The organism is Streptomyces sp. NPDC001492 (genome assembly GCF_053597275.1).
The window spans coordinates 34,128-56,117 of the sequence record NZ_JBSFHW010000030.1 but is presented as its reverse complement, the minus strand read 5'-3'; the positions used below and the strand labels follow the sequence as shown (position 1 = coordinate 56,117).

At 70.1% G+C, this 21,990-nt stretch carries 23 protein-coding genes; 13 read left to right on the top strand and 10 right to left on the bottom strand.

Features of this window, described 5'->3' with window-relative positions:
• Window positions 1–12: 12 nt before the first annotated feature.
• Together ACWC1K_RS32440 and ACWC1K_RS32435 are read right to left on the bottom strand one after the other, a co-directional pair.
• Entirely contained in the window at window positions 13–492 is a 480-nt protein-coding gene (locus ACWC1K_RS32440; protein WP_450836506.1) for an anthrone oxygenase family protein, read from the bottom strand.
• Between the two features lie 175 nt (window positions 493–667).
• A complete protein-coding gene (locus ACWC1K_RS32435) occupies window positions 668–1,363 on the bottom strand; it encodes a DUF2293 domain-containing protein (protein ID WP_450836505.1) in 696 nt (231 codons plus the stop codon).
• Between the two features lie 102 nt (window positions 1,364–1,465).
• Here ACWC1K_RS32435 and ACWC1K_RS32430 point away from each other — a divergent pair, with 102 nt between their 5' ends.
• The 3 genes from ACWC1K_RS32430 (at window position 1,466) to ACWC1K_RS32420 (ending at window position 3,140) form a co-directional block, all read left to right on the top strand.
• Entirely contained in the window at window positions 1,466–2,107 is a 642-nt protein-coding gene (locus tag ACWC1K_RS32430; protein WP_450836504.1) for a uridine kinase, read from the top strand.
• 47 nt (window positions 2,108–2,154) lie between these two features.
• The gene (locus tag ACWC1K_RS32425) at window positions 2,155–2,568 is read left to right on the top strand and encodes a PPOX class F420-dependent oxidoreductase (RefSeq protein ID WP_450836503.1); all 414 of its coding nucleotides are present in this window, start codon (window positions 2,155–2,157) and stop codon (window positions 2,566–2,568) included.
• Window positions 2,569–2,711: 143 nt separating this feature from the next.
• Complete coding sequence (locus ACWC1K_RS32420; protein ID WP_450836502.1) at window positions 2,712–3,140, top strand: CBS domain-containing protein; 429 nt, start codon at window positions 2,712–2,714, stop codon at window positions 3,138–3,140.
• Window positions 3,141–3,158: 18 nt separating this feature from the next.
• Here ACWC1K_RS32420 and ACWC1K_RS32415 read toward each other — a convergent pair whose 3' ends face one another.
• Window positions 3,159–4,286 carry a magnesium and cobalt transport protein CorA gene (locus tag ACWC1K_RS32415; RefSeq protein WP_450836501.1) on the bottom strand — a complete coding sequence of 376 codons (1,128 nt, stop codon included), beginning with the start codon at window positions 4,284–4,286 and terminating at the stop codon, window positions 3,159–3,161.
• Between the two features lie 251 nt (window positions 4,287–4,537).
• On the opposite strand from ACWC1K_RS32415, the gene ACWC1K_RS32410 reads away from it, so the two are divergent.
• Together ACWC1K_RS32410 and ACWC1K_RS32405 are read left to right on the top strand one after the other, a co-directional pair.
• Window positions 4,538–5,332 (top strand): methyltransferase, encoded by a 795-nt coding sequence (locus ACWC1K_RS32410; protein ID WP_450836500.1) that lies wholly within the window; start codon window positions 4,538–4,540, stop codon window positions 5,330–5,332.
• Between the two features lie 66 nt (window positions 5,333–5,398).
• Entirely contained in the window at window positions 5,399–5,827 is a 429-nt protein-coding gene (locus ACWC1K_RS32405) for a VOC family protein (protein ID WP_450836499.1), read from the top strand.
• 65 nt (window positions 5,828–5,892) lie between these two features.
• On the opposite strand, the gene ACWC1K_RS32400 is transcribed toward ACWC1K_RS32405, so the two are convergent.
• Window positions 5,893–6,447 carry a methylated-DNA--[protein]-cysteine S-methyltransferase gene (locus ACWC1K_RS32400; RefSeq protein ID WP_450836498.1) on the bottom strand — a complete coding sequence of 185 codons (555 nt, stop codon included), beginning with the start codon at window positions 6,445–6,447 and terminating at the stop codon, window positions 5,893–5,895.
• 46 nt (window positions 6,448–6,493) lie between these two features.
• A complete protein-coding gene (locus ACWC1K_RS32395) occupies window positions 6,494–7,369 on the bottom strand; it encodes a glycerophosphodiester phosphodiesterase (protein ID WP_450836497.1) in 876 nt (291 codons plus the stop codon).
• A gap of 280 nt (window positions 7,370–7,649) precedes the next feature.
• Between ACWC1K_RS32395 and ACWC1K_RS32390 the strand changes: the two genes are divergently transcribed.
• From ACWC1K_RS32390 to ACWC1K_RS32360, 7 genes are all read left to right on the top strand, one after another.
• Window positions 7,650–8,516, top strand: a complete 867-nt coding sequence (locus ACWC1K_RS32390; protein WP_450836496.1) for an MHYT domain-containing protein — start codon at window positions 7,650–7,652, stop codon at window positions 8,514–8,516.
• A 40-nt stretch (window positions 8,517–8,556) separates the two neighbouring features.
• Window positions 8,557–10,695, top strand: coding sequence for an excinuclease ABC subunit UvrB (gene uvrB, locus ACWC1K_RS32385; RefSeq protein ID WP_450836495.1), 2,139 nt, complete (start codon window positions 8,557–8,559; stop codon window positions 10,693–10,695).
• Between the two features lie 160 nt (window positions 10,696–10,855).
• A complete protein-coding gene (locus ACWC1K_RS32380) occupies window positions 10,856–11,434 on the top strand; it encodes a TerD family protein (protein WP_115908810.1) in 579 nt (192 codons plus the stop codon).
• Window positions 11,435–11,518: 84 nt separating this feature from the next.
• Window positions 11,519–13,516 (top strand): TerD family protein, encoded by a 1,998-nt coding sequence (locus tag ACWC1K_RS32375; protein WP_450836494.1) that lies wholly within the window; start codon window positions 11,519–11,521, stop codon window positions 13,514–13,516.
• Window positions 13,517–13,743: 227 nt separating this feature from the next.
• Complete coding sequence (locus ACWC1K_RS32370; protein WP_450836493.1) at window positions 13,744–14,745, top strand: TerC/Alx family metal homeostasis membrane protein; 1,002 nt, start codon at window positions 13,744–13,746, stop codon at window positions 14,743–14,745.
• A gap of 126 nt (window positions 14,746–14,871) precedes the next feature.
• Window positions 14,872–15,186 (top strand): hypothetical protein, encoded by a 315-nt coding sequence (locus ACWC1K_RS32365; RefSeq protein ID WP_450836492.1) that lies wholly within the window; start codon window positions 14,872–14,874, stop codon window positions 15,184–15,186.
• A gap of 60 nt (window positions 15,187–15,246) precedes the next feature.
• Window positions 15,247–16,347 (top strand): calcium:proton antiporter, encoded by a 1,101-nt coding sequence (locus ACWC1K_RS32360; RefSeq protein WP_450836491.1) that lies wholly within the window; start codon window positions 15,247–15,249, stop codon window positions 16,345–16,347.
• Here the strand turns inward: ACWC1K_RS32360 and ACWC1K_RS32355 are convergent.
• Entirely contained in the window at window positions 16,337–17,608 is a 1,272-nt protein-coding gene (locus tag ACWC1K_RS32355) for an MFS transporter (RefSeq protein ID WP_450836490.1), read from the bottom strand. The genes ACWC1K_RS32360 and ACWC1K_RS32355 overlap by 11 nt on opposite strands.
• 157 nt (window positions 17,609–17,765) lie before the next feature.
• On the opposite strand from ACWC1K_RS32355, the gene aroQ reads away from it, so the two are divergent.
• Window positions 17,766–18,239, top strand: a complete 474-nt coding sequence (gene aroQ, locus ACWC1K_RS32350; RefSeq protein ID WP_450836489.1) for a type II 3-dehydroquinate dehydratase — start codon at window positions 17,766–17,768, stop codon at window positions 18,237–18,239.
• 25 nt (window positions 18,240–18,264) lie between these two features.
• On the opposite strand, the gene ACWC1K_RS32345 is transcribed toward aroQ, so the two are convergent.
• The 4 genes from ACWC1K_RS32345 to ACWC1K_RS32330 form a co-directional block, all read right to left on the bottom strand.
• Complete coding sequence (locus ACWC1K_RS32345) at window positions 18,265–19,017, bottom strand: amino acid ABC transporter ATP-binding protein (RefSeq protein WP_450836488.1); 753 nt, start codon at window positions 19,015–19,017, stop codon at window positions 18,265–18,267.
• Complete coding sequence (locus ACWC1K_RS32340) at window positions 19,014–19,916, bottom strand: amino acid ABC transporter permease (protein WP_450836487.1); 903 nt, start codon at window positions 19,914–19,916, stop codon at window positions 19,014–19,016. Before ACWC1K_RS32340 ends, ACWC1K_RS32345 begins: the two co-directional genes overlap by 4 nt.
• Window positions 19,913–20,797: an ABC transporter substrate-binding protein gene (locus ACWC1K_RS32335; RefSeq protein ID WP_450836486.1), complete on the bottom strand. Its 885-nt coding sequence runs from the start codon at window positions 20,795–20,797 to the stop codon at window positions 19,913–19,915. The genes ACWC1K_RS32340 and ACWC1K_RS32335 overlap by 4 nt, the downstream gene beginning before the upstream one ends.
• Window positions 20,798–21,302: 505 nt before the next feature.
• A complete protein-coding gene (locus ACWC1K_RS32330) occupies window positions 21,303–21,959 on the bottom strand; it encodes an MBL fold metallo-hydrolase (protein ID WP_450836485.1) in 657 nt (218 codons plus the stop codon).
• Between the last annotated feature and the right edge of the window lie 31 nt (window positions 21,960–21,990).

Below are 21,990 nucleotides of genomic sequence, written 5' to 3'. Positions count from 1 at the left end.
GCCTCGCCTCTCTCAGGTCAGCGCCAGCACATACGCCACCGCCGAACCGGCCGAGGCGACCATCCGCACGTGATTCCAGAACGTCCACTCGCGTATGTACGACGGCCAGTACGCGGCGGCTTCCGGGGTGCCCGGGTCCAGCCTGGCCAGCGTGTCGTTGCGCGGCACGTTCGCGACCATGGTCACCCCGAACGAGCCGAACAGATACAGCGCGCTGCCCACCAGCAACTCCACCCTCCCGTCGTCCGGCCACAGCACGAACGTCACCACGGCGAGCACCGCGCACAGCACCGCCGACCCCACGAACACCAGCATGAACGCCGGCATCACCGCGGTCACGTTGATCGCGTTCATCGCGGCCACACCCTGCGCGGGCGGCAGCGCGGCGAGCCCCCTCATCACGAATGTCGAGAAGCCGCAGAAAACCCCGGCCACCAGACCGGTCCCGAGCACCCCCAGCACCGTCAGCCAGAGATACGGTCCATCGATCATGTCGTCAACTCCCGCGTAGAGCCGAGATCTTCCCCGGCACCCCCCGTCACCACAAGTGAATTCCCGTACGAGCACAGTGACCATGGCCGAAGAGCGCGGTCGCATACGCATGCGTCCAGCGCCCCGCGCTCTCGCCGACCGATCCCGCCCCTCGCCGGCGGCACCCGCCCGGACGTCAACCGGCCGCCGCCTCTTCCGAGCGCCACCCCCGCAGCACCGTCTCCACCGCCGCCCTGATCCGCCGCCGAGCCTCGTGCCGCGGTACTCCGCTCATCAGCAGCTGGTCGTACGGCGTGTCCATGTGCCGTACGGACGCCGCGACCGCCGAGACCACCGCCTCCTCGGACAGCGCCCGCCCGGCCGCGCTGCGGCCCACCCGCCCGCTGCCCCGCACCGAGGCATGCGCCGCGATCGCCCGGGCCCGCTCCGCGGGGCACCCGGGAAACAGCCGTCGTATCTCCGCCGCGAACGCCTCCGTGAAGCGCAGGTCCTCCGCGATCCGCCGCCGGGCGTCCCGCACCCGGCGGCGGCGCCGCGCCTCCGCGTCCGCCAGGCACCGCTCCTCGGCCCGGGCGAGCCCCGCCTCCTCGACCAGGACGCCCTGCCGCTCGTACCGCGACTTGCGCCGGTTGAAGCGCACCACGACCGCCGACAGCGCACTCTCCTCCCGCGACCGCCGGGTCAGCGCGGTGTCGCCGCGCGGCAGGAACACCAGATGCCCGAGGTCGGCACAGTCGAGGCAGCGAGGTGCCCCCTCCTCCAGCACGAGCAGCGGCAACGGCCCCGCATGGCACTCCCCGCAGTGCCGTCTCTTGACCGGCTGGAAGACGACAATCCCGGTGCGGGGCGCAGGGGTTGCAAGACGTGCCATACGTGTTTCCTTCCCCCGAGGGCACTGCGGACTACCGCGAAATCGCGCCCCCTGCCCCCTCCCGCCGGCGCGAGACGCATCCCGGCCGACGGCTGACGCATCATGGGCCGTGTGCGACTCGAAGCGATCACCTGGGACCGGCTCGGCGACCTCCTGGCCGAGCGCCTGCTCGACCTCAAGCCCGCGGACGGCAGCCCCCGGCCCCGTATCGCCTTCGACGGAGCCCCGGCAGCCCGCCCGGGAGACCTCGCCGAACGTGTCGCCGAGGCCCTGCGGGTACGCGGCCGCCCCTCGCTGACCGTCGGCGCGGAGGGCTTTCTGCGGCCCGCCTCCGTCCGCCTCGAGTACGGCCACCACGACGTCGACGCCTATTACGACGGCTGGCTGGACACCGGCGCCCTGTGGCGCGAGGTGTTCGGCCCCCTCGAACCCGGCGGCGACGGCCGCGTCCTGCCCGACCTGTGGGACCCGGTCACCGACCGCGCCACCCGCACTCCCTACGCCCAACTCCCGCCCGGCGGCTTCCTGTTGCTGCACGGCCCCCTCTTGCTGCGCCACTGGTTCCCCTTCGACCTCACCGTCCATGTCCTCCTCTCACCCGGCGCCCTCCGTCGCCGCACCCCCGAGGCCGACCACTGGACCCTCCCGGCTTTCGAGCGCTATGCGCACGAGACCGACCCGGCCGGCACGGCCGACGTCCTGGTGCGGGCCGACGACCCGCGCCATCCCGCGTGGCGGGGCTGATCGGCACACCCCTTTTATATGCACGCGCATATAGTTACTGTGGTCCCATGACGACCTCCTCGAACGATCCCGTCCCCTTCGCCGACTCCGTCCGCACCCTGCTCGACGGCAAGAACTTCGCCAGCGTCGCCACCCTCGGCCCCGACGGCGCCCCGCAGAACTCGGTGGTCTGGATCAAGCGCGAGGGCGACACCGTGCTCTTCTCCTCCACCGACGGACGCCAGAAGGTGCGCAACCTCCGCCGCGACCCCCGCATCAGCCTCTCGGTCTTCGACCTCGCCGACCCCTACACCTCGGTCGAGATCCGCGGCACCGCCGAGATCCTCCCCGACGAGGGCAAGCAGCTCCCGTACGAGCTCTCGCACAAGTACCTCGGCATCGACCCGCCCGGTGAGAAGGACGACGAGGTCCGCGTGATCATCCGTATCGTCCCGCGGAAGATCGTGGGCTTCTCGGCCTGAGGTCCCCGGGACGGCGCTGCACGGCCCTCCGCCACCCCGGAGTTCCGGGTGCAGGTGCCGGGCCGCGCGGCGAGAATGTAGGGCGCCGGGACTAGCGGTGCGTCCCCGCACCGCGCCGGCCGTCCGGCACCGGGAGGTACTCCATGACCACCGCCGGAGACATCATGCACCGTGGCGCCCAGTGGATCCCCGCCCACGAGACACTGGACCGCGCGGCCCAGCTGATGCGCGAACTGAACGTCGGCGCCCTGCCCATCAGCGACCAGAACGAGCGGCTCTGCGGCATCCTCACCGACCGCGACATCGTCGTCGGCTGCGTGGCCATGGGCCACGACCCGGCCAAGGTCACCGCCGGCGAGATGGCCCACGGCACCCCCCGCTGGATCGACGCGAACGCCGACGTGGGTGACGTGCTCCGCGAGATGCAGGACCACCAGATCCGCCGGCTCCCCGTCATCGAGAACAAGCGGCTGGTCGGCATGATCAGCGAGGCCGACGTGGCCCGGCACCTGACGGAGGAGCAGATCGCCGACTTCGCCCACGGCGTGTACGCGCGGAGCACCACACGCTGACCCGCCCGGCGGAGCGCCTCACAGCCAGCCGCTGCGCCTGAACCCGCGGTACAACGCCAGGCACGCGACCGCCATCACACCTATGACCAGGGGGTATCCGAACCTCCAGTGCAGCTCCGGCATGTGATCGAAGTTCATGCCGTACACACCGCAGACCATCGTCGGTACGGCGATCACCGCGGCCCAGGCCGTGATCTTCCGCATGTCCTCGTTCTGCGCGACCGTGACCTGCGCGAGATGGGCCTGCAGGATCGAGTTGAGCAGTTCGTCGAAGGAGGCGATCTGCTCCTTCGCCCGCATGAGATGGTCGAGGACGTCCCTGAAGTAGGCCTGTATCTCCGGGTCGACCACCCGGATCGGCCGGGTCGCCAGGTCCTCGACGGGGCGGCCGAGAGGTACCACCGCCCGCTTCAGCTCGAGGAGTTCACGCTTGAGCTGGTAGATCCGGCCGGGGTCGGCCCGCGCGCCGTTCTCCGCGAAGACATCCATCTCCACCTGGTCGATGTCCGCCTGCACCGAATCGGTGACGAGCAGATAGTCGTCGACCACATGGTCCGCGATCGCATGCAGCACCGCGGCCGGCCCCTTCGCGAGCTGCTGCGGGTCGGCCTCCAGCTCCTCGCGCAGCGGGCCCAGCGAACCATGCATCCCGTGCCGGACCGTGATCACGAAGTCCCCGCCGACGAACACCATGATCTCGCCGGTGTTCACCACCTCGCTGGTCGCCGTCAACTCCTCGTGCTCGACGTAGCAGACCGTCTTGAACACTGCGAAGAGCGTCTCGCCGTACCGCTCCAGCTTCGGGCGCTGATGGGCCTCGACGGCGTCCTCGACCGCCAGCGGATGCAGATCGAAGAGCTCGGCGATGCCCGCGAACTCCTGGTCCGTCGGTTCGTGCAGCCCCAGCCACACGAACCCGTCGCCGTGTTTCCGCACCCGCTCCACCGCGTCGACCAGATCACTGCCCCCGGGCACCCGAGCACCGTCGCGGTACGTCACGCAGTTCACCACTGAAGAACCGAGCGGGGACCGGGCCGGGTGACTCAGGTCGACGCGTGGCCGCCGCCTGGCCAGCCGTGCCACCTTGCGCAGGCCGCCGACCCCACTGAGGTGGGTGACCTTGCGCAGATTCCCTGCCATGGACATCTGGATCTCCTCGCGTGGATCCCCGGGCTCGCTGTGCGGTTCGCGGTCCGCCCCCGTGGTGAGCCGCCTGTCAGTGCCTTGGCGCGCCAGTGTGCCAGGTCTGCGTAAGGGGTGGGTGAGCCTGTGGGAACGGGGCATTCCGGTTGGTTCCCGCCTGTGGACGAAGTGCTTGCCGACAGAACGTCTGCCCAGCTCGCCGCGGGTGACTCGTCAACAGCTTGCGGCAAGGGGGCACCTGGGAGGATCGCCTCATGAAGCGATCCGACGGCTATCTCCTCGACAACCGGCAGACCGAGGCGGCAGAGCGCTTCGACGCCTTCGCCGGCCTCTTCGACCCCACCACCTTCCGGCACCTCGGAAGGCTCGGCATCGGCTCCGGATGGCGCTGCTGGGAGGTCGGGGCGGGCGGCACCTCCGTGGTGTCCTGGCTGGCAGAGAAGGTCGGCCCTGCCGGACAGGTCGTCGCCACCGACATCGACACCTCGCTGCTCGCCTCGGTTGCCCGCCCGCCGGTGGACGTGCGCGTCCACGACGTGGGCGCCGAGGAACCGCCCGGCGAGGGCTTCGACCTGGTGCACGCCCGGCTCGTCCTCGTCCATGTGCCGGACCGCGAACGGGCGTTGCGTTCGATGATCAAGGCCCTGCGGCCCGGCGGCCGGCTCCTGATCGAGGATGCGGACCCCGCCCTGCAGCCCCTGGTCTGCCCCGACGAGCACGGCCCTGAGCAGCAACTCGCCAACCGTCTGCGGCACGGATTCCGCCGGCTGCTCGCCGAGCGTGGCGCCGACCTCTCCTACGGCCGCCGCCTGCCGCGCCTGCTCCGCGAGGCCGGACTGCACGGCGTCGAGGCCGATGCGTACTTCCCGCTCGCCTCCCCGGCCTGCGCCGCCCTCGAATCGGCCACGATCCGCCAGATCCGCGACAGCCTCGTCGCCGCGGACCTCGCCACGAACGAGGACATCGACCGCCATCTGGCGAACATCGAGGCCGGCGGCATGGACCTGGCCACGGCCCCGATGATCTCGGCGTGGGGGAGCAAGGCGTAGTCCCGCGACGATGGGCTCCGGTCACACCCTTGCGGCTCCGGGGGAGGCGGTACCAGCCTGAGGAACATGACGGACAACACGGCACGTCTCGACCATGTCGTCCTGTGGGTACACGACCCTGTCGCCGCGGCCGACTTCTACGAGAAGGCGGTCGGGCTGCGCGCCCTGAGGATCACCGAGTTCTCCGCGGGGAAGGCGTCGTTCCCCTCAGTACGGCTCAACGACGAGACCATCCTCGACCTCATGCCCCACTCCATGGCGGAGCACATGAAGATGCTCCCCGGCGCCGCCGACAGCGCGGGCCATCCCGTCAACCACGTCTGCCTGGCCCTGCCCGGCGACGACTTCGACGCCCTGCACAGCCGCCTCGAGGAACACGCCGTCCCCGTCTCGGAGTTCTCCTACGACGCCTACGGCGCCCGCGGACAGGCCAGGCGCAGCTTCTACTTCCGCGACCCGGACGGAAACGTCTTCGAGGCCCGGCACTACGACTAGCCGGGCGACCGGGCGACCGGGCGACCGGGCGGACCGGCTGCGGCTGGGCGCAGGGGGCCCGGGTCTCAGAACAGGGGCTCGGGCAGTACCCCCTCCAGTGCGAGCAGCTTGCGCTTGGTCTCAAGGCCGCCCCCGAACCCGCCGATGCCCCCGTCGCTCTCCACCACCCGGTGACAGGGCACGACGACCGGCAGCGGATTGGACCCCATCGCCACCCCCACCGCCTGGGCCGCGCCCGGCTGCCCCACCCGCCCGGCCAGGTCGCCGTAGCCCACGACCGCGCCGTACGGCACCCCTGAGGCCAGCTCGCGCAGGACCTGCCGGTTGAAGCCCGAGATCAGCGACCAGTCCAGCGGCAGCTCGAAGTCGCGCCGCTCGCCCGCGAAGTACGCCTCGACCTGCCGTATCGCCTCGGCCAGCAGGGGCGAGTCGGGTGCCTCGACGGGCTCGCTGCTCAGCCGGGACGCCAGCCGCTCGAGCGCCCTGTCGCGCACCGCGTCCGTGGCGTGGAACACGACGTTGACCAGGCCCTCGCGGGTCGCGGCCAGCAGGAGCGGACCGATCCCGGTACCGACCACCGCCCACACGACCTGCTGTTCGTACTGCCCATCGCTGTCCATGCGCCCACCGTACGACCCGCCACTGACAACGCCCGGGGAACGGGGCTCAGGGCGCCTGCAGCGCGGCCCGGACCACGTCGGGCTCGTTGGTGATGATGCCGTCCACGCCGTACCGGGTGACCTGCCGGGCGGTGTCCGCGTCGTTCACCGTCCATGTGAAGACGTCGAGCGGCTTGCCGTGCGGCCCCGTGAACGCGTGCACGGCGGCGACGTAAGCCATCGAGATGGAGCCGAACGAGGGATTGATCCCGTCGGTGAAGCGCGCGTAGGCGGGCAGGTCCGAGACGTGCGGGGTACCGAGGAAGCTCGTCCTGACCGCCGGTTTCAGGTCGTGGACGATCCGCAGGCTGTCCACGCTGAAGCTCTGTACGACGAGCCGGTCGGCCAGGTGCTGCCGGTCGAGCCAGCCGTCGTTGCCGAGCACCTTGAGGGTCTGCTGTTCGATGCCCGGATACAGCTCGGGATTCTTGATCTCCAGCAGCAGCTTCTGGTGGTTGTGCTCGACCCGGCGCATGTACTCGTCCAGCGTCGGCACGCGCGCCCCCGCATACCGGCGGCCGAACCAGCTCCCCGCATCGAGGCGTGCGATCTCGGCCGCGGTGAAGTCCTTCACCTCCCAGGACGTGCGGCAGGGGAAGACCTCCTCGACGTCGGTCGTGCGCTGCAGGCTGTCGTCGTGGATGACGACGAGCTCGCCGTCCTTGGTGCGCTGGACATCGTTCTCCACCCAGGGGATGCCCAGCCGGGCCGCCTTGTCGATGGAGGCCAGGGTGTTCTCGGGCGCGTAGGCGGACGCCCCCCGGTGCCCGATGACCAGCGGTCGTTCGTCGACGTCGCCGGCCCGCGCGGCGGAGCCGGGCAGCAGGAGGCCGGCGGTCCCCAGGAGCGCGGTGGCGAAGGCGGCGACTGCGCGCGCGTACATGCGTACTCCTCGTGTCGTATGAACACGGACAGCTCAACTGTGACAGCAGAGCGTCAACGACGGTGGGGTACAGAACGACCACACATTGAACGCAGTCGCCCAAGTCCGCTCACTGCGGCCGCACAACTGGGGCAACGACGTGTTTCTTTGCCGGAAAATCGTTCGACCATTCTGGTGGGAGTCATACTCTCTGCCTCAACCCTGACCGCTCGGGCGGTCCTGGGAGGGGGCGCATTTCAGGGAATTCCGGGACGTAAGAGGGCGGGAAGGGCAGCCGCGCATGCAAGGCACGGTCGACGGATTCAGCTACGGACTCGTCACACCGGTGGTGGCCTATCTCATGGCCTCCCTCGGTGGCGCCCTGGGGCTGCGCTGCACGACCAGATCCATGCTCGTCACCCGCTCCTGGCGGCCCGGCTGGCTGGCCCTCGGGGCGGCGGCCATCGGCTCCGGCATATGGACCATGCACTTCGTCGCGATGATGGGGTTCACGGTCAAACAGGCGCCGATCCACTACGACAAGGCGACCACGTTCGCCAGCCTCGGCGTCGCCATTGTCATGGTCGGTATCGGGATCTTCATCGTCGGTTACAAGGGTGCGAAGGGAACGGCCCTGTTCACCGGGGGCACGATCACCGGCCTGGGAATCGCCTCGATGCACTATCTGGGCATGGCGGGAATGCGCCTGAGCGGAAAGCTGGAATACGACACGGCGACGGTCTCCGCCTCCGTCGTCATCGCGATGGTGGCCGCGACCGCCGCCCTGTGGGCGGCCGGACAGGTCAGGGGCTTCCTGTGGAGCGTGGGCGCGAGCCTCGTCATGGGACTCGCCGTCAGCGGCATGCACTACACGGGCATGGCGGCCCTCAGCGTCCACCTCCACGACACGGCCGCCCCGGCCTCCGGGGACTCGCCCGCCGCACTGCTGTGGCCCATGCTGATCGGCCCGCTCGCCTTTCTCCTGCTGGCCGCCGTGGTCGTGATGTTCGACCCGCTGATGGTCATGGGCAAGCCCGCCCACACCCCCGTCGAGAGCAAGCCGGGCGTCCCGGCCCACCCGGCCGTCCACCACCCGGCCCACCGCCCCCCGCCCCGCCCGGCCACGCAGCCCGGCCGACGCACCTCCCGCACCCCGCAGAACCGCTGATCGGCCCGCGTTGTCAGTGCCGGGTCGTACGGTTGATTCCATGCGGCCCGTTTCCAACATCGAACGCACGGTGGCGCCCTTCGAGGTCGTCAGCCCCTACCAGCCCAGCGGCGACCAGCCGCAGGCCATCGCCGAGCTCGCCCGGCGCATCGAGGCAGGCGAGAAGGACGTCGTCCTGCTCGGCGCGACCGGCACCGGCAAGTCCGCCACCACGGCGTGGATGATCGAGAAGCTCCAGCGCCCCACCCTGGTGATGGCGCCGAACAAGACCCTGGCCGCCCAGCTGGCGAACGAGTTCCGCGAGCTGCTGCCGAACAACGCGGTCGAGTACTTCGTCTCGTACTACGACTACTACCAGCCCGAGGCCTACGTCCCGCAGTCGGACACCTACATCGAGAAGGACTCCTCGATCAACGAGGAGGTCGAGCGCCTGCGTCACTCGGCGACGAACTCGCTGCTCACCCGCCGAGACGTCGTCGTGGTCGCCTCGGTGTCCTGCATCTACGGCCTCGGCACGCCGCAGGAGTACGTGGACCGCATGGTCCCCCTCAGGGTCGGCGACGAGATCGACCGCGACCAGCTGCTGCGCCGCTTCGTCGACATCCAGTACACGCGCAACGACCTGGCCTTCACCCGGGGCACCTTCCGCGTCCGCGGCGACACCATCGAGATCTTCCCGGTCTACGAGGAACTCGCCGTCCGCATCGAGATGTTCGGTGACGAGATCGAGGCGCTCTCCACGCTCCACCCGATCACCGGCGAGATCATCAGCGACGACCAGCAGCTGTACGTCTTCCCGGCGTCCCACTACGTGGCAGGGCCCGAGCGCATGGAGCGGGCCGTCAACGACATCGAGAAGGAGCTCGGCGAGCGCCTGGCCGAACTGGAGAAGGCGGGCAAGCTCCTGGAGGCCCAGCGCCTGCGGATGCGGACGACGTACGACCTCGAGATGCTCCGCCAGATCGGCTCCTGCTCCGGCGTGGAGAACTACTCGATGCACTTCGACGGCCGACAGCCCGGCTCCCCGCCCAACACCCTGCTGGACTACTTCCCGGACGACTTCCTGCTGGTCATCGACGAGTCCCACAACACCGTCCCGCAGATCGGCGCCATGTACGAGGGCGACGCCTCCCGCAAGCGCACCCTCGTCGACCACGGCTTCCGCCTGCCCTCCGCCCTCGACAACCGGCCGCTGAAGTGGGAGGAGTTCCAGGAGCGCATCGGGCAGACGGTCTATCTGTCGGCGACCCCGGGCAAGTACGAGCTCTCGCGCGCGGACGGCGCGGTGGAACAGATCATCCGCCCCACCGGTCTGATCGACCCGGAGGTCGTGGTCAAGCCCACCGAGGGCCAGATCGACGACCTGGTGCACGAGATCCGCACCCGCACCGAGAAGGACGAGCGCGTCCTGGTCACCACCCTCACCAAGAAGATGGCCGAGGACCTCACGGACTACTTCCTGGAGCTCGGCATCCAGGTCCGTTATCTGCACAGCGACGTCGACACCCTGCGCCGCATCGAGCTGCTGCGCGAACTGCGCTCCGGCGAGTTCGACGTTCTGGTGGGCATCAACCTGCTGCGCGAGGGCCTCGACCTGCCCGAGGTGTCCCTGGTGGCCATCCTCGACGCCGACAAGGAAGGCTTCCTGCGCTCCGGTACGTCGCTGATCCAGACCATCGGCCGCGCCGCGCGCAACGTCTCCGGACAGGTCCACATGTACGCCGACAAGATCACGCCGGCGATGGAGAAAGCCATCGAGGAGACCAACCGCCGCCGGGAGAAGCAGGTCGCGTACAACACGGCCAACGGCATCGACCCCCAGCCGCTCCGCAAGAAGATCAACGACATCGTCGCCCAGATCGCCCGCGAGGACGTCGACACGGAGCAGCTGCTCGGCTCGGGCTACCGCAAGCTGAAGGACGGCAAGGGCGCCAAGGCACCCGTGCCCGCCCTCGGCTCCAAGGCCGCCGGAGGGGCCAAGGCCACCAAGGGCAAGTCGAAGGAGACGGTCCCGACCGACCGTCCCGCCGCCGAACTCGCCGAGCAGATCGAGGAGATGACGGCGCGCATGCGCGCTGCCGCCGCAGACCTCCAGTTCGAGATCGCGGCCCGGCTGCGTGACGAGGTCTCCGAGATGAAGAAGGAACTGCGCCAGATGAGGGAGGCGGGCCTGGCCTGATCACCCGCTGCCGCTGCCGGACCTCGGCCCGTGCGCTCTGTGTTGCAAGACCGACACAAAGTACGGGTCGGGGTGCGGCAGTCCCGGCGGCCCTGCGTAGGGTTTTGGGCAACCGCGGACTTTGCGGCAACAGGGGACAGCTCGAGAGGGGAATCAGCGCGTGACCGTCAACATGACCAAGGGTCAGGCCATCAGTCTGCAGAAGAACGACGGAGGCAGCCTGACCGCGGTCCGCATGGGTCTCGGCTGGCAGGCGGCTCCCCGGCGCGGCCTGTTCGGCTCGCGCACCCGGGAGATCGACCTGGACGCCTCCGCCGTTCTGTTCGCCGACAAGCAGCCGGTCGACGTCGTCTTCTTCCGCCACCTGGTGAGCGACGACGGCTCGGTGCGCCACACCGGTGACAACCTGGTCGGCGGCGTGGGCCAGGGCGGCGACGACGAGGCGATCCTCGTGGACCTGGCACGCGTCCCGGTCCACATCGACCAGATCGTCTTCACCGTGAACTCGTTCACCGGCCAGACGTTCCAGGAGGTGCAGAACGCGTTCTGCCGCCTGGTCGACGAGACCAACGGCCAGGAGCTCGCCCGCTACACGCTGGCGGGCGGCGGCGCCTACACGGCCCAGATCATGGCGAAGGTGCACCGCTCGGGCCCCGGCTGGACGATGACGGCCCTCGGCACCCCGGCCAACGGCCGCACCTTCCAGGACCTGATGCCGGCGATCCTGCCGCACCTGTAGAGCCCACCCCGTCAGGGCCTGCCGCGAAGACAGGCCCTGACGGCACACCACACGACACACCAGCGACACAGGGGGACGAGGGCGATGACGGCCGAGCTGGTGCGGGGGCAGAACCACCCGCTCTCCCAGTCCCGTCTGGAGATCCGGGTCGCGGCCGGCACACCGATCGTGGCCTCGGCCACGCTCAGCGACGAGAACGGCAGGGCACGCGGCGCCGAGTGGGTGGCCCACCCGGGCGCCCCCACCCTGCCCGGACTCGAGGTCCCCAAGCAGGCGGCCGCCGACCACCGTCTCGCGGTGGATCTGGACGCCATGCCGGAGGCCGTGCACCGGGTGAGTGTGCTGCTCGCCCTGCCCCCGTCGGGAGGGCAGGGCCCGGTCCGCTTCGGTACGGTCGCCGCCCCCTTCGTCGCGGTCACGGGCCTGGACGGCACCGAGGTCGCCAGCTACACGATCACCGGTCTGGACGCCGAGTGCGCCGTCGTCGCCCTTGAGCTCTACCGCCGGCAGGGTGCCTGGAAGGTGCGTGCCGTCGGCCAGGGGTACGCGGGCGGCCTGGCCGAGCTCTTCACCGATCAAGGCCTGCCCGAGGCGCACCGCCTGGCGGGCGCCATCAACGAGGCCGTGGCCCAGGGCCTGGCCCGCTCGGTTCCGGCGCCCCCGCAGCGCACCGCGGAGGGGGATCGCACCCGCCAGGCCGCCGCGCCGGCGCTCGGACCCGACCAGGGCGGTCCCGCGGCACCCCAGGGCGCCCCCGGTCCCGTACCTCCGCAGCCCACTTCTCCGTACGGACCGGGCGCCCAGCCCGGATACCCGGCGGATCCTTCCGCGGTCACACAGCCGTCCGCGCCCGCCGCAGGCGGCCCGGTCGACTACAGCCACCCGGGCCGACAGGCCGCGGCTCCGCCACCGCCCCCGCCGACCGCGCCCCCGGCCCCGCCCGGGCAGCCGGCGCCGCCGGTCGCGGGCGACGCGACCGGCTGGTCCATGGACGAGCGGCTGTACAACCAGGTCTGGGGCATGTTCGAGGACCTGGCCCGCACCACGGCCGCCTACCGCAGCGCCGTGGACTTCGCCGATTCACGTATGGAGAAGGAGCTCGACCAGGCGCTGTCCGACCCGCGCAGCAGAATCGGCGGACAGGGCGACGCCGCGCGCGAGGCGGCCCGCGCCAAGCACGCACAGCTCGTCGACCAGGCCAGGGCGGTGCTCGACCGGGACCTCGCCCAGCTCGCCGCCGAGGCCGAGGTCGTCGAGCCCGCGCTGCCGCCCGCGTACGCGCGCTGGGACAACCCGGTCTGGCACGGCTACCGGGTGCCGATGGAGATCCCCATGGCCGTGCGCCTGGGCGACCTCTCGCTGCCCGAGAGCGAGCTGCTGCGCATCCCGATGCTGGTCCGCCTGCCGCTCGAACGCGGCCTGTGGATCGACAGCGGACGCCCCGCATCGGTTGACGACCCGTCCGTGAGCGCCCATGAGGTGGGGCGCCTTGCGATGGACACCGCGGTGGCGCTCGCGGCCCGTCTGCTCGCGGTCTATCCGGCGGGCGAGTTCACCGTGCACGTCATCGACCCGGCCGGCTCAGCGGCGCAGGCGCTCGCCCCCCTGGTGCACACCGGAGTGCTCGCGGCCCCGCCCGCCCTGGGCGCGGCGGGCGTGGCGGACGCCCTGACCCGGCTCACCCAGCGTGTCGACCTGGTGCAGATGGCGGTGCGCGGCGGTGCGGCCGACTCGCTCCCGCCCGGCCTGGACACGGCCGAACAGCTCCTGATCGTCAACGACTTCCCGCACGGCTTCGACGACCGGGCAGTGACCCAACTGCGCTACCTCGCGGACGAGGGACCGGCTGTGGGCGTCCATCTGCTGATGGTCGCGGACCGCGAGGAGGCTGCCGGCTACGGGCCTCTGCTCGACCCCCTGTGGCGTTCGCTGCTGCGCCTCACCCCGCTGCCCGACGACCATCTCGCCGACCCGTGGGTCGGCCACGCCTGGACCTACGAGCCGGCCCTCGTTCCGCCGGGCAGCCAGGTGCTCCAGCAGGTGCTCACCCAGGTGGCCACAGCGCGCACCAAGTATCGGTAAAGGCGCCCTGAACTGGCTATTTGGTCTTCCCTTTACTAATTGCTTTACCTTTCCTTGGTGATTGGGGTACTGTAGTCCGCACGGAGGGGAGTACTCCCTGTCGACTGCGGCGTACCCGTCAATACGGATCAGAGCTGATCCCGGGGCGTCGGCCCACCCTGGGTGGAAGAGACCTCCGGCAGCGCGACGACGCTGGTCATCTGCCGTTACGTATCGCCGGAGGCGCAGTGGATGTTTCCCCGACCCTGTGGGTCCTGACCATCGTGGGCCTCGCCGCCCTGATCGCGGTCGACTTCTTCATCGGCCGCAAGCCGCACGACGTCTCGATCAAGGAAGCCGGGATCTGGACGGTCGTCTGGATCGCCCTGGCCGGGCTCTTCGGGCTCGGTCTGCTCCTCTTCGGCGGCGGCCGGGCCGGCGGCGAGTTCTTCGCGGGCTTCATCACCGAGAAGTCCCTGAGCGTCGACAACCTCTTCGTCTTCGTCCTGATCATGGCGAAGTTCGCGGTGCCCTCCCAGTACCAGCAGCGGGTGCTGCTCGTCGGCGTCCTCATAGCCCTGGTGCTGCGGGCGATCTTCATCGCTGCCGGTGCGGCGATCCTCGCCAGCTTCGCGTGGGTCTTCTACCTCTTCGGTGCCTTCCTCATCTGGACCGCCTGGAAGCTCATCCAGGAGGCCCGCGCCGATGAGGAGGACGAGGAGTTCGAGGAGAACAAGCTGCTCAAGGCAGCCGAGCGCCGCTTCGGCGTCGCCGACCGCTACCACGGCACCAAGCTGTGGATCCAGCAGAACGGCAAGCGGGTCATGACGCCGATGCTGGTCGTGATGCTGGCGATCGGCACCACCGACGTCCTGTTCGCGCTCGACTCGATCCCCGCGATCTTCGGCCTGACCCAGGACCCGTACATCGTCTTCACCGCCAACGCCTTCGCGCTGATGGGTCTGAGGCAGCTGTACTTCCTCATCGGCGGACTGCTGAAGAAGCTGGTCCACCTCAGCTACGGCCTGTCGATCATCCTCGGCTTCATCGGGGTCAAGCTGGTGCTGCACGCCCTGCACGAGTCCGGCGTCCACGTCCCGGAGATCTCCATCCCGGTCTCCCTCGGCGTGATCTGCTCGGTCCTCGTCGTCACCACCATCACCAGCCTGCGGGCGTCGAAGAAGCAGGCGGCGGCCCAGGCGGCGCACGGCGAGAGTGAAGGCGCTGCGAAGGACACCATCCAGGCCTGACTGAGACGGACGTAGAAACAACCACCCCCGGGAGGGGTGCGCGGCGAATTGCCGACCACCCCTCCCGGTGCTTCCTTGAGTGCTGAGCGCTTCCGCCCGGGAGCGCCGCTGCCGGGTGGAGGCATCGTGGAAGCACCGATGAAGTTCGCGCAGATCATCGACTTCGAAACCGAGCGCATCGAGGAGATGCGTGCGCTGGTCCAGGAAGCGGACAAGCGTGGGTCGAGCCGCAGCGGCGGCCCGACGCACCGCCTGGTCCTCCAGGACCGCAACCAGCCGGGCCGCTACCTCGTCGTGCTCGAGTTCGACTCGTACGACGAGGCCATGCGCAACAGCAGCGACCCGGAGACGAGCAGGATGGCGGAGCAGATGGCCGCACTGTGCAGCCGGCCACCGTCCTTCACCGACTGTGACGTAAGGGAGATGACCGAGCTGAAGTGACCGGTCCGGGCCCCGCACCGCCGTAGTGCGGGGCCCGTATGCCTCTGCCACGATCGCTGCATGATCGCTCGGCTCAGGTCGCTCACGACGCGGTGGACGTCCGTCGTGCCGGTGCTCGCGATCGTCCTGCTCGCTTTCACCTGGGGGCGTGATCTGCCCGCCGCGGTCGTCGCCGTGGTCAGCCTCGTCCTCGCCGGTGCGGTCCTCGCCGCCGTGCACCATGCCGAGGTGGTCGCGCACCGGGTCGGCGAACCCTTCGGTTCGCTCGTCCTCGCCGTCGCCGTCACGGTCATCGAGGTCGCCCTGATCGTCACCCTGATGGCAGACGGCGGCGGCAAGAGCTCGACCCTGGCCAGGGACACGGTCTTCGCGGCCGTGATGATCACCTGCAACGGCATCGTCGGCCTCTGTCTGCTGGTCGCCTCCGTGCGCCACGGCACCGCGGTCTTCAACCCCGAAGGGACCGGAGCCGCGCTCGCCACCGTCGCCACCCTGGCGACGCTCAGCCTGGTACTGCCGACGTTCACCACCAGCAAGCCGGGACCGGAGTTCTCCGGCGTACAGCTCACCTTCGCCGCGCTCTCCTCGCTGGTCCTCTACGGCCTGTTCGTCGCGACCCAGACCGTACGGCACCGCGACTACTTCCTGCCCATCAGCCGTCAGGGCGGGGTGATCACCGCGGACGACCATGCGGACACCCCGGCCGTCCGGACCGCGTGGACCAGCCTGGGCCTGCTCGGTCTCGCGCTGATCGGCGTGGTCGGACTGGCCAAGGGCGTGTCGCCCACGATCGAGTCGGCAGTGGAGGCCGCCGGACTGCACCACGCGGTCGTCGGCGTGATCATCGCTCTGCTGGTGCTGCTCCCTGAGACCATCGCGGCCCTGCGCTCCGCCCGTCGCGACCGGGTGCAGACCAGTCTGAACCTCGCCCTCGGCTCCGCCATGGCCAGCATCGGCCTGACCATCCCCGCGGTCGCCCTGGCGTCCGTCTGGCTCTCCGGCCCGCTCGTTCTCGGCCTCGGCTCCACCCATATGGTGCTGCTCGCCCTGACCGTGGTGGTGAGCTCGCTGACGGTGGTGCCGGGCCGAGCCACGCCACTGCAGGGCGGGGTCCATCTGGTGCTGTTCGCGGCGTACTTGGAGCTCGCGGTCAATCCATGACCGGCTCCGCGACGACCACCGCTCCCGGCCGGGTCTCCGGCAGCAGCGCGAAGCACCCCAGGCTCAGCAGCGCGATCCCCGTCAGATAGGCGCCCACACCCCACGGGACCCGGCCCCCGTGCCCGGCCAGCGCCGTCGCCGCGATCGGCGTGAGCGCGCCCCCGAGCACCCCGCCGAGGTTGTAGCCGACTGCTGCTCCCGTGCAGCGCACCCGGGGTTCGTACAGCTCGGGCAGATACGCGGCGATCACTCCGAACATCGTGACGAAGGCGAGCAGCGCCCCCAGGAAGCCGGCGAACATCAGCAGCGGTTCCCCGGTCGCCAGGAGGTAGACCGTCGGAAACATCCACGCGGCGGCGGCCGTGCACCCGGCCAGGCACATCGGCCGCCGCCCGTAGCGGTCCCCGAGCAGCGCGGCCAGCGGGGTGAGTGCGCCCTTCACCACCACCGCGGCCATGATGCAGGTCAACATGACGGTACGGCTGACTCCGAGCCGCTCCGTCGCGTAAGCGAGGGACCAGGTCGTCACGGTGTAGAAGATCGCGTACCCGATTGAGAGCGCCCCGGCCGTCAGCAGGACGAGCCGCCAGTGGCCGCGCACGACCTCCGCGAGCGGCACGCGCGCGTGGTCGTCGATCTCGAGGAAGCTGGGGCTCTCGGCGAGCGACGACCGCAGCCACAGCCCCACCGTGGCCAGCGCACCCGCCGCCCAGAACGGCACCCGCCATCCCCACTGGGCGAACTGCGCGTCGGACAGCGTCGCCGACAGCGCCAGCACCACACCATTGGCGAGCAGGAAGCCCAGGGCGGGTCCCACCTGCGGGAAGCTGGACCACAGGGCACGCCGTTCGGCAGGCGCGTGCTCGGCGGTGAGCAGAACCGCCCCGCCCCACTCCCCGCCGAGTCCCAGCCCCTGCAGAAAGCGCAGCACCAGGAGCAGCGCGGGGGCGGCCACACCGATCGAGTCGTACGTCGGCACACAGCCGACCGCGACCGTGGCGGCGCCGGTCAGCAGCAATGAGCCGACCAGGACCGGCCGGCGTCCGCGCCGGTCCCCGATGTGCCCGAACAGCACGGAGCCCAGCGGCCGCGCCACGAACCCCACGGCGAACGTGACGAAGGCGGCGAGTGTCCCCGCCACCGGTGAGAACGCCGGGAAGAACAGCGGGCCCAGGACCAGTGCCGCGGCGGTCCCGTAGACGAAGAAGTCGTAGAACTCGATGGCCGTCCCGGCGAGCGAGGCCGCCGCGAGCCGCAGCATGGAGGGCCTCATTACGGTGCGTACGTCGTGCATGCAGCGTCAACTACCCACCGTGACAGCGGGTTACGGGGGCGCACGGGCGTGAACGCACCGTGATAAACCGGGTGCGAACAGCGGTCCTCGACGGATCGCCGCACACCACCGGACCGGAGGAACCGTGCCCCGCACCCTGGCCAACGCCCCGATCATGATCCTCAACGGGCCCAACCTGAACCTGCTCGGCCAGCGCCAGCCGGAGATCTACGGCAAGGACACCCTCGCCGACGTCGAGGCACTGTGCGCCAAGGCGGCTGCCGCGCACGGCGGCACGGTGGACTTCCGGCAGTCCAACCACGAGGGCGAACTGGTCGACTGGATCCACGAGGCGCGGCTGAACAGCTGCGGGATCGTCATCAACCCCGGGGCCTACTCCCACACGTCGGTCGCGATTCTGGACGCACTCAACACCTGTGACGGACTGCCCGTGTTGGAGGTGCACATCTCCAACATCCACCGGCGCGAGTCGTTCCGGCACCACTCGTACGTCTCCCTGCGCGCCGACGGCGTCATCGCCGGGTGCGGAGTGCAGGGGTACGTGTTCGCGGTGGAGCGCGTCGCGGCGCTGGCGGGGGCCGCTCAGGCCGACACGTAAGCCCCGGTCACCAGGCGCGCGACTCCTACAGCCGGCCCGCCTCCACGATCCGCCGCAGGAACCGCCGCGTGCGTTCCTGCTGCGGGTCGCCGAAGACCTGCTCGGCGGTTCCGCGCTCCAGGACCACTCCCGAGTCCAGAAAACAAACCTGGTCGGCGACATCCCGGGCGAAGCCCATCTCGTGCGTGGCCAGCACCATGGTCATGCCGTCGCCCTTCAGGTCCCGCACAACGGTGAGGACCTCGCCGACGAGCTCGGGGTCGAGAGCGGCGGTGATCTCGTCGAGCAGCAGCAGCCGCGGCCGTACGGCCAGGGCGCGCACGATCGCCACACGCTGCTGCTGACCGCCGCTCAGCCGGTCCGGGTACTCGCCCGCCTTGCCGCCGAGCCCGAGCCGCTCCAGCAGCTCCCGGGCGCGCTCCTCGGCCTCCGCGCGGGAGGCGCCGTGCACCCGCCGCGGAGCAAGGGTGATGTTGTCCAGGACCGTCATGTGCGGGAACAGGTTGTAGGCCTGGAAGACCACGCCGATACGGCGGCGCACCGCGTCCTGGTCGGCGCGCGGATCGGTGATCTCCTCGCCGTCCAGCCAGATCGCCCCGTCGTCGATCTCCTCCAGGAGGTTCGCGCACCGCAACAGCGTCGACTTGCCCGAGCCGGAGGCGCCGATCAGCGCGGTCACCGTGTGCGGCGCGACCTCCAGGTCGACGTCGCGCAGGACGACCGAGTCGCCGAAGGTCTTGCGCACGGACTCCATGCGCAGCACGGGCGCGTCGCTCATATCGATCCTCCCTGGGCCCGCCGGCGGTCCATCCGCGCCGTCACCCAGTCCGTGAAGCGGGTCATCGGGATGGTCAGCGCCACGAAGACCAGGCCCGCCACGATGTACGGCGTGTAGTTCAGGCTGCGCTGGGCGATGATGTCGGATGCCCGGACGGCGTCGATCGCACCGCCGATCGACACCAGCCCGGTGTCCTTCTGGAGCGACACCAGGTCGTTCAGAAGGGGCGGCACCTGACGGCGTACCGCCTGGGGCAGCACCACGTGCCGCAGCGCCTGCCGGTTGGTCAGGCCCAGCGAGCGGGCCGCCGCGCGCTGCGACGGATGCACCGACTCGATGCCGGCGCGGAACACCTCGGCGACGTACGCCGAGTACGTCAGGGTCAGCGCCGTACCGCCCAGCCACACGGGATCAACGGTCACGCCCTGGAGACGCAGAGCGGGCACGCCGAAGACGACGATCATCAGGTTGATGATCAGCGGCAGACCGCGGAAGAAGTCCGTGTACGCGGCCGCGAGCGCCCGCAGGGGGAAGAACACCGGCCCCGGCAGGGTCCGTGCGACGGCGATCAGCATGCCCAGGACGAGCACCAGCACACCGCAGATCAGCAGCAGCCGGATGTTGAGCCAGAGCCCTTCGAGGACCTTGGGGAAGGCCTCGCGCGCGTAGCCCCCGTCGAAGAAGGTCTCCTTGGTGCGCTCCCAGCCGGGAGCGCTGACGACGACCAGGTAGAGAACGACGGCGGTGACGAGGGTCGAGACGGCGGCGATGGCCGTCGCGCGACGGGCACGCGCGCGCTTGTAGCGCTCGCGTTCCAGCCGCCGCTCGGACGGGGTGTACCCGTCGAGCATGTCACCCTTGCCCGCGTCCTCCCCGGACTCCTCCTGCGTGACCGTCACTTGAGTACCGGAGCGTCGACGGCGTCGGACAGCCACTGCTTCTCCACCTTCGCCAGCGTGCCGTCCTTGCGGAGGGCGTCCACGGCCGACGACACGCACGAGGTGAGGGCACTGCCCTTGTCGAGGACGAGCCCGAACTGCTCGGGCGTACCGCTCTGGTTCTCGAACTGCCCGACGATCTTGGCGTCGGGCACCTGGGCGGCGGTGACGTAGAAGGCAGTCGGCAGGTCGGTGACGATCGCGTCCACCTGGCCGTTCTTGAGCGCGGAGATGGCCTGGTCGTTCTTGGAGTACGCGGCCGCCTCCTGCGAGGGCTTCACCACGTCGCTGATGTAGTTCAGGCTGGTGGTGCCCACCTGGGCGCCCAGGTGGAGGCCCTTGAGATCAGCGATGCTGGTCGCCTTCGCGGCCTTCGAGCCCTTCAGCGCGATGACGGCCTGGCGCACGTCGTAGTAGCCGGAGGAGAAGTCCACGGCCTTCTTGCGCTCGTCGCTGATGGACACCTGGTTGATGTCGAAGTCGAAGGTCTTCACGCCGGGCGCGAAGGCCTTGTTGAAGGGCACCTGCTGCCAGACGACAGCACTCTTGCCATACCCGAGCTGCTGCGCCACCGCATAGGCGACGGCCGACTCGAAGCCCTTGCCGTTGGCGGGCTTGTCGTCCTTGAACCACGGCTCGTAGGCCGGCTCGTCCGTGGCGATGGTCAGCTTGCCGGAGGTCTTGGTGGCCAGTTTGCCCTTGGCGCAGGTCTTCGAGGCCGAACCGGACGGTGTGGCCGCGGCCTTGTCCTCCGGCTGCGGAGCGCAGCCGACAGCGGTGGCGAGCAGGCCTATGGTTGCCGCGGCGACGGCGCGGCGCAGTGCGCGAGGGGCAAGATGCATGGCGGGAGAGTGACAGTCCCGCGTCCTGTTTGTCGAGGTCACGACGGCAATTGTCCGCATAGTGGGAACGCGTGTTGCAACCTTGTGAACACTGCCTGAGAGAACGCCGGGGCCGCCGGTCGAGGGCGGGGATCGAAAGACCGGCGGCCCATACCGCGCAGGAGCCGTCATCCTGTGCGGGGCTGCTTCCAGTTGACTGCGCAACAAGGTGCGCGGGGAGCGCGCGCGGGACGTCGGCTCGTGTGAATGCTTCACACGGGGCACGTGCGTCAAGTCAGCGCGGGCGTAGGGGGAGTTCACGCCGGAGCGAAGGCCGAGGGCGCGGGGCGCGGACCCTGCACTTCACGCCGTGTGCGCCGCCGGGATGTGACACAACTGGCGCCCGGCGCGCTGTAGGGCATGACTCCCATGGGTCAGGGCCCGTCCTCTCGAGGCGGCAAGCGGGCCGAGGCGTACAGGGGCGGTCAGGTCTGGCACCTGACCGCCCCTGTGCCGTTCGGCGTTCTCACCACCCGCGCGCGTGCCACTCCGGCAGATGCGGACGCTCCGCGCCCAGCGTCGTGTCGTTGCCGTGCCCGGGGTAGACCCAGGTCTCGTCCGGCAGCACGTCGAAGATCTTCGTCTCGACGTCGTGGATGAGACTGGCGAAGGCCTTGGGATCCTTACGGGTGTTGCCGACACCCCCGGGGAAGAGGCAGTCCCCGGTGAAGACATGGGGATGTCCGTGCGGGTCGTCGTAGACGAGGGCGATCGAGCCCGGCGTGTGCCCGACGAGATGGCGCGCGGTGAGCTCCACACGCCCCACCCGGATGGTGTCGCCGTCGTCGACGAGGACGTCGGTCGGCACCGGGATCCCGACGGCGTCTTCCCGGCCCGCGTGTGTGCGGGCGCCGGTGGCCGCGACGACCTGGGCGAGGGCCTGCCAGTGGTCGCCGTGCTGATGGGTGGTGACGACGGAGGCGATGCCGTCGTCACCGATCATGCCGAGCAGTGTGTCCGCGTCGTTGGCCGCGTCGATCAGCAACTGCTCATCGGTGGCCCGGCAGCGCAGCAGATAGGCGTTGTTGTCCATCGGGCCGACCGCGATCTTGGTGATCATCAGGTCCTTCAGCTCGTGCACATCCGCCGGGCCGCCGACCGTCACCTGTCCGCTGTACGTCATGGCGGCAGCCTATAGCGGGGGAGCGCGGCGG

Coding starts and splice junctions, on each gene's coding strand:
- ACWC1K_RS32440 (WP_450836506.1), bottom strand. CDS start 492: ATGATCGATGGACCGTATCTCTGGCTGACGGTGCTGGGGGTGCTCGGG.
- ACWC1K_RS32435 (WP_450836505.1), bottom strand. CDS start 1,363: ATGGCACGTCTTGCAACCCCTGCGCCCCGCACCGGGATTGTCGTCTTC.
- ACWC1K_RS32430 (WP_450836504.1), top strand. CDS start 1,466: ATGGGCCGTGTGCGACTCGAAGCGATCACCTGGGACCGGCTCGGCGAC.
- ACWC1K_RS32425 (WP_450836503.1), top strand. CDS start 2,155: ATGACGACCTCCTCGAACGATCCCGTCCCCTTCGCCGACTCCGTCCGC.
- ACWC1K_RS32420 (WP_450836502.1), top strand. CDS start 2,712: ATGACCACCGCCGGAGACATCATGCACCGTGGCGCCCAGTGGATCCCC.
- ACWC1K_RS32415 (WP_450836501.1), bottom strand. CDS start 4,286: ATGTCCATGGCAGGGAATCTGCGCAAGGTCACCCACCTCAGTGGGGTC.
- ACWC1K_RS32410 (WP_450836500.1), top strand. CDS start 4,538: ATGAAGCGATCCGACGGCTATCTCCTCGACAACCGGCAGACCGAGGCG.
- ACWC1K_RS32405 (WP_450836499.1), top strand. CDS start 5,399: ATGACGGACAACACGGCACGTCTCGACCATGTCGTCCTGTGGGTACAC.
- ACWC1K_RS32400 (WP_450836498.1), bottom strand. CDS start 6,447: ATGGACAGCGATGGGCAGTACGAACAGCAGGTCGTGTGGGCGGTGGTC.
- ACWC1K_RS32395 (WP_450836497.1), bottom strand. CDS start 7,369: ATGTACGCGCGCGCAGTCGCCGCCTTCGCCACCGCGCTCCTGGGGACC.
- ACWC1K_RS32390 (WP_450836496.1), top strand. CDS start 7,650: ATGCAAGGCACGGTCGACGGATTCAGCTACGGACTCGTCACACCGGTG.
- uvrB (WP_450836495.1), top strand. CDS start 8,557: ATGCGGCCCGTTTCCAACATCGAACGCACGGTGGCGCCCTTCGAGGTC.
- ACWC1K_RS32375 (WP_450836494.1), top strand. CDS start 11,519: ATGACGGCCGAGCTGGTGCGGGGGCAGAACCACCCGCTCTCCCAGTCC.
- ACWC1K_RS32360 (WP_450836491.1), top strand. CDS start 15,247: ATGATCGCTCGGCTCAGGTCGCTCACGACGCGGTGGACGTCCGTCGTG.
- ACWC1K_RS32355 (WP_450836490.1), bottom strand. CDS start 17,608: ATGCTGCGGCTCGCGGCGGCCTCGCTCGCCGGGACGGCCATCGAGTTC.
- ACWC1K_RS32345 (WP_450836488.1), bottom strand. CDS start 19,017: ATGAGCGACGCGCCCGTGCTGCGCATGGAGTCCGTGCGCAAGACCTTC.
- ACWC1K_RS32335 (WP_450836486.1), bottom strand. CDS start 20,797: ATGCATCTTGCCCCTCGCGCACTGCGCCGCGCCGTCGCCGCGGCAACC.
- ACWC1K_RS32330 (WP_450836485.1), bottom strand. CDS start 21,959: ATGACGTACAGCGGACAGGTGACGGTCGGCGGCCCGGCGGATGTGCAC.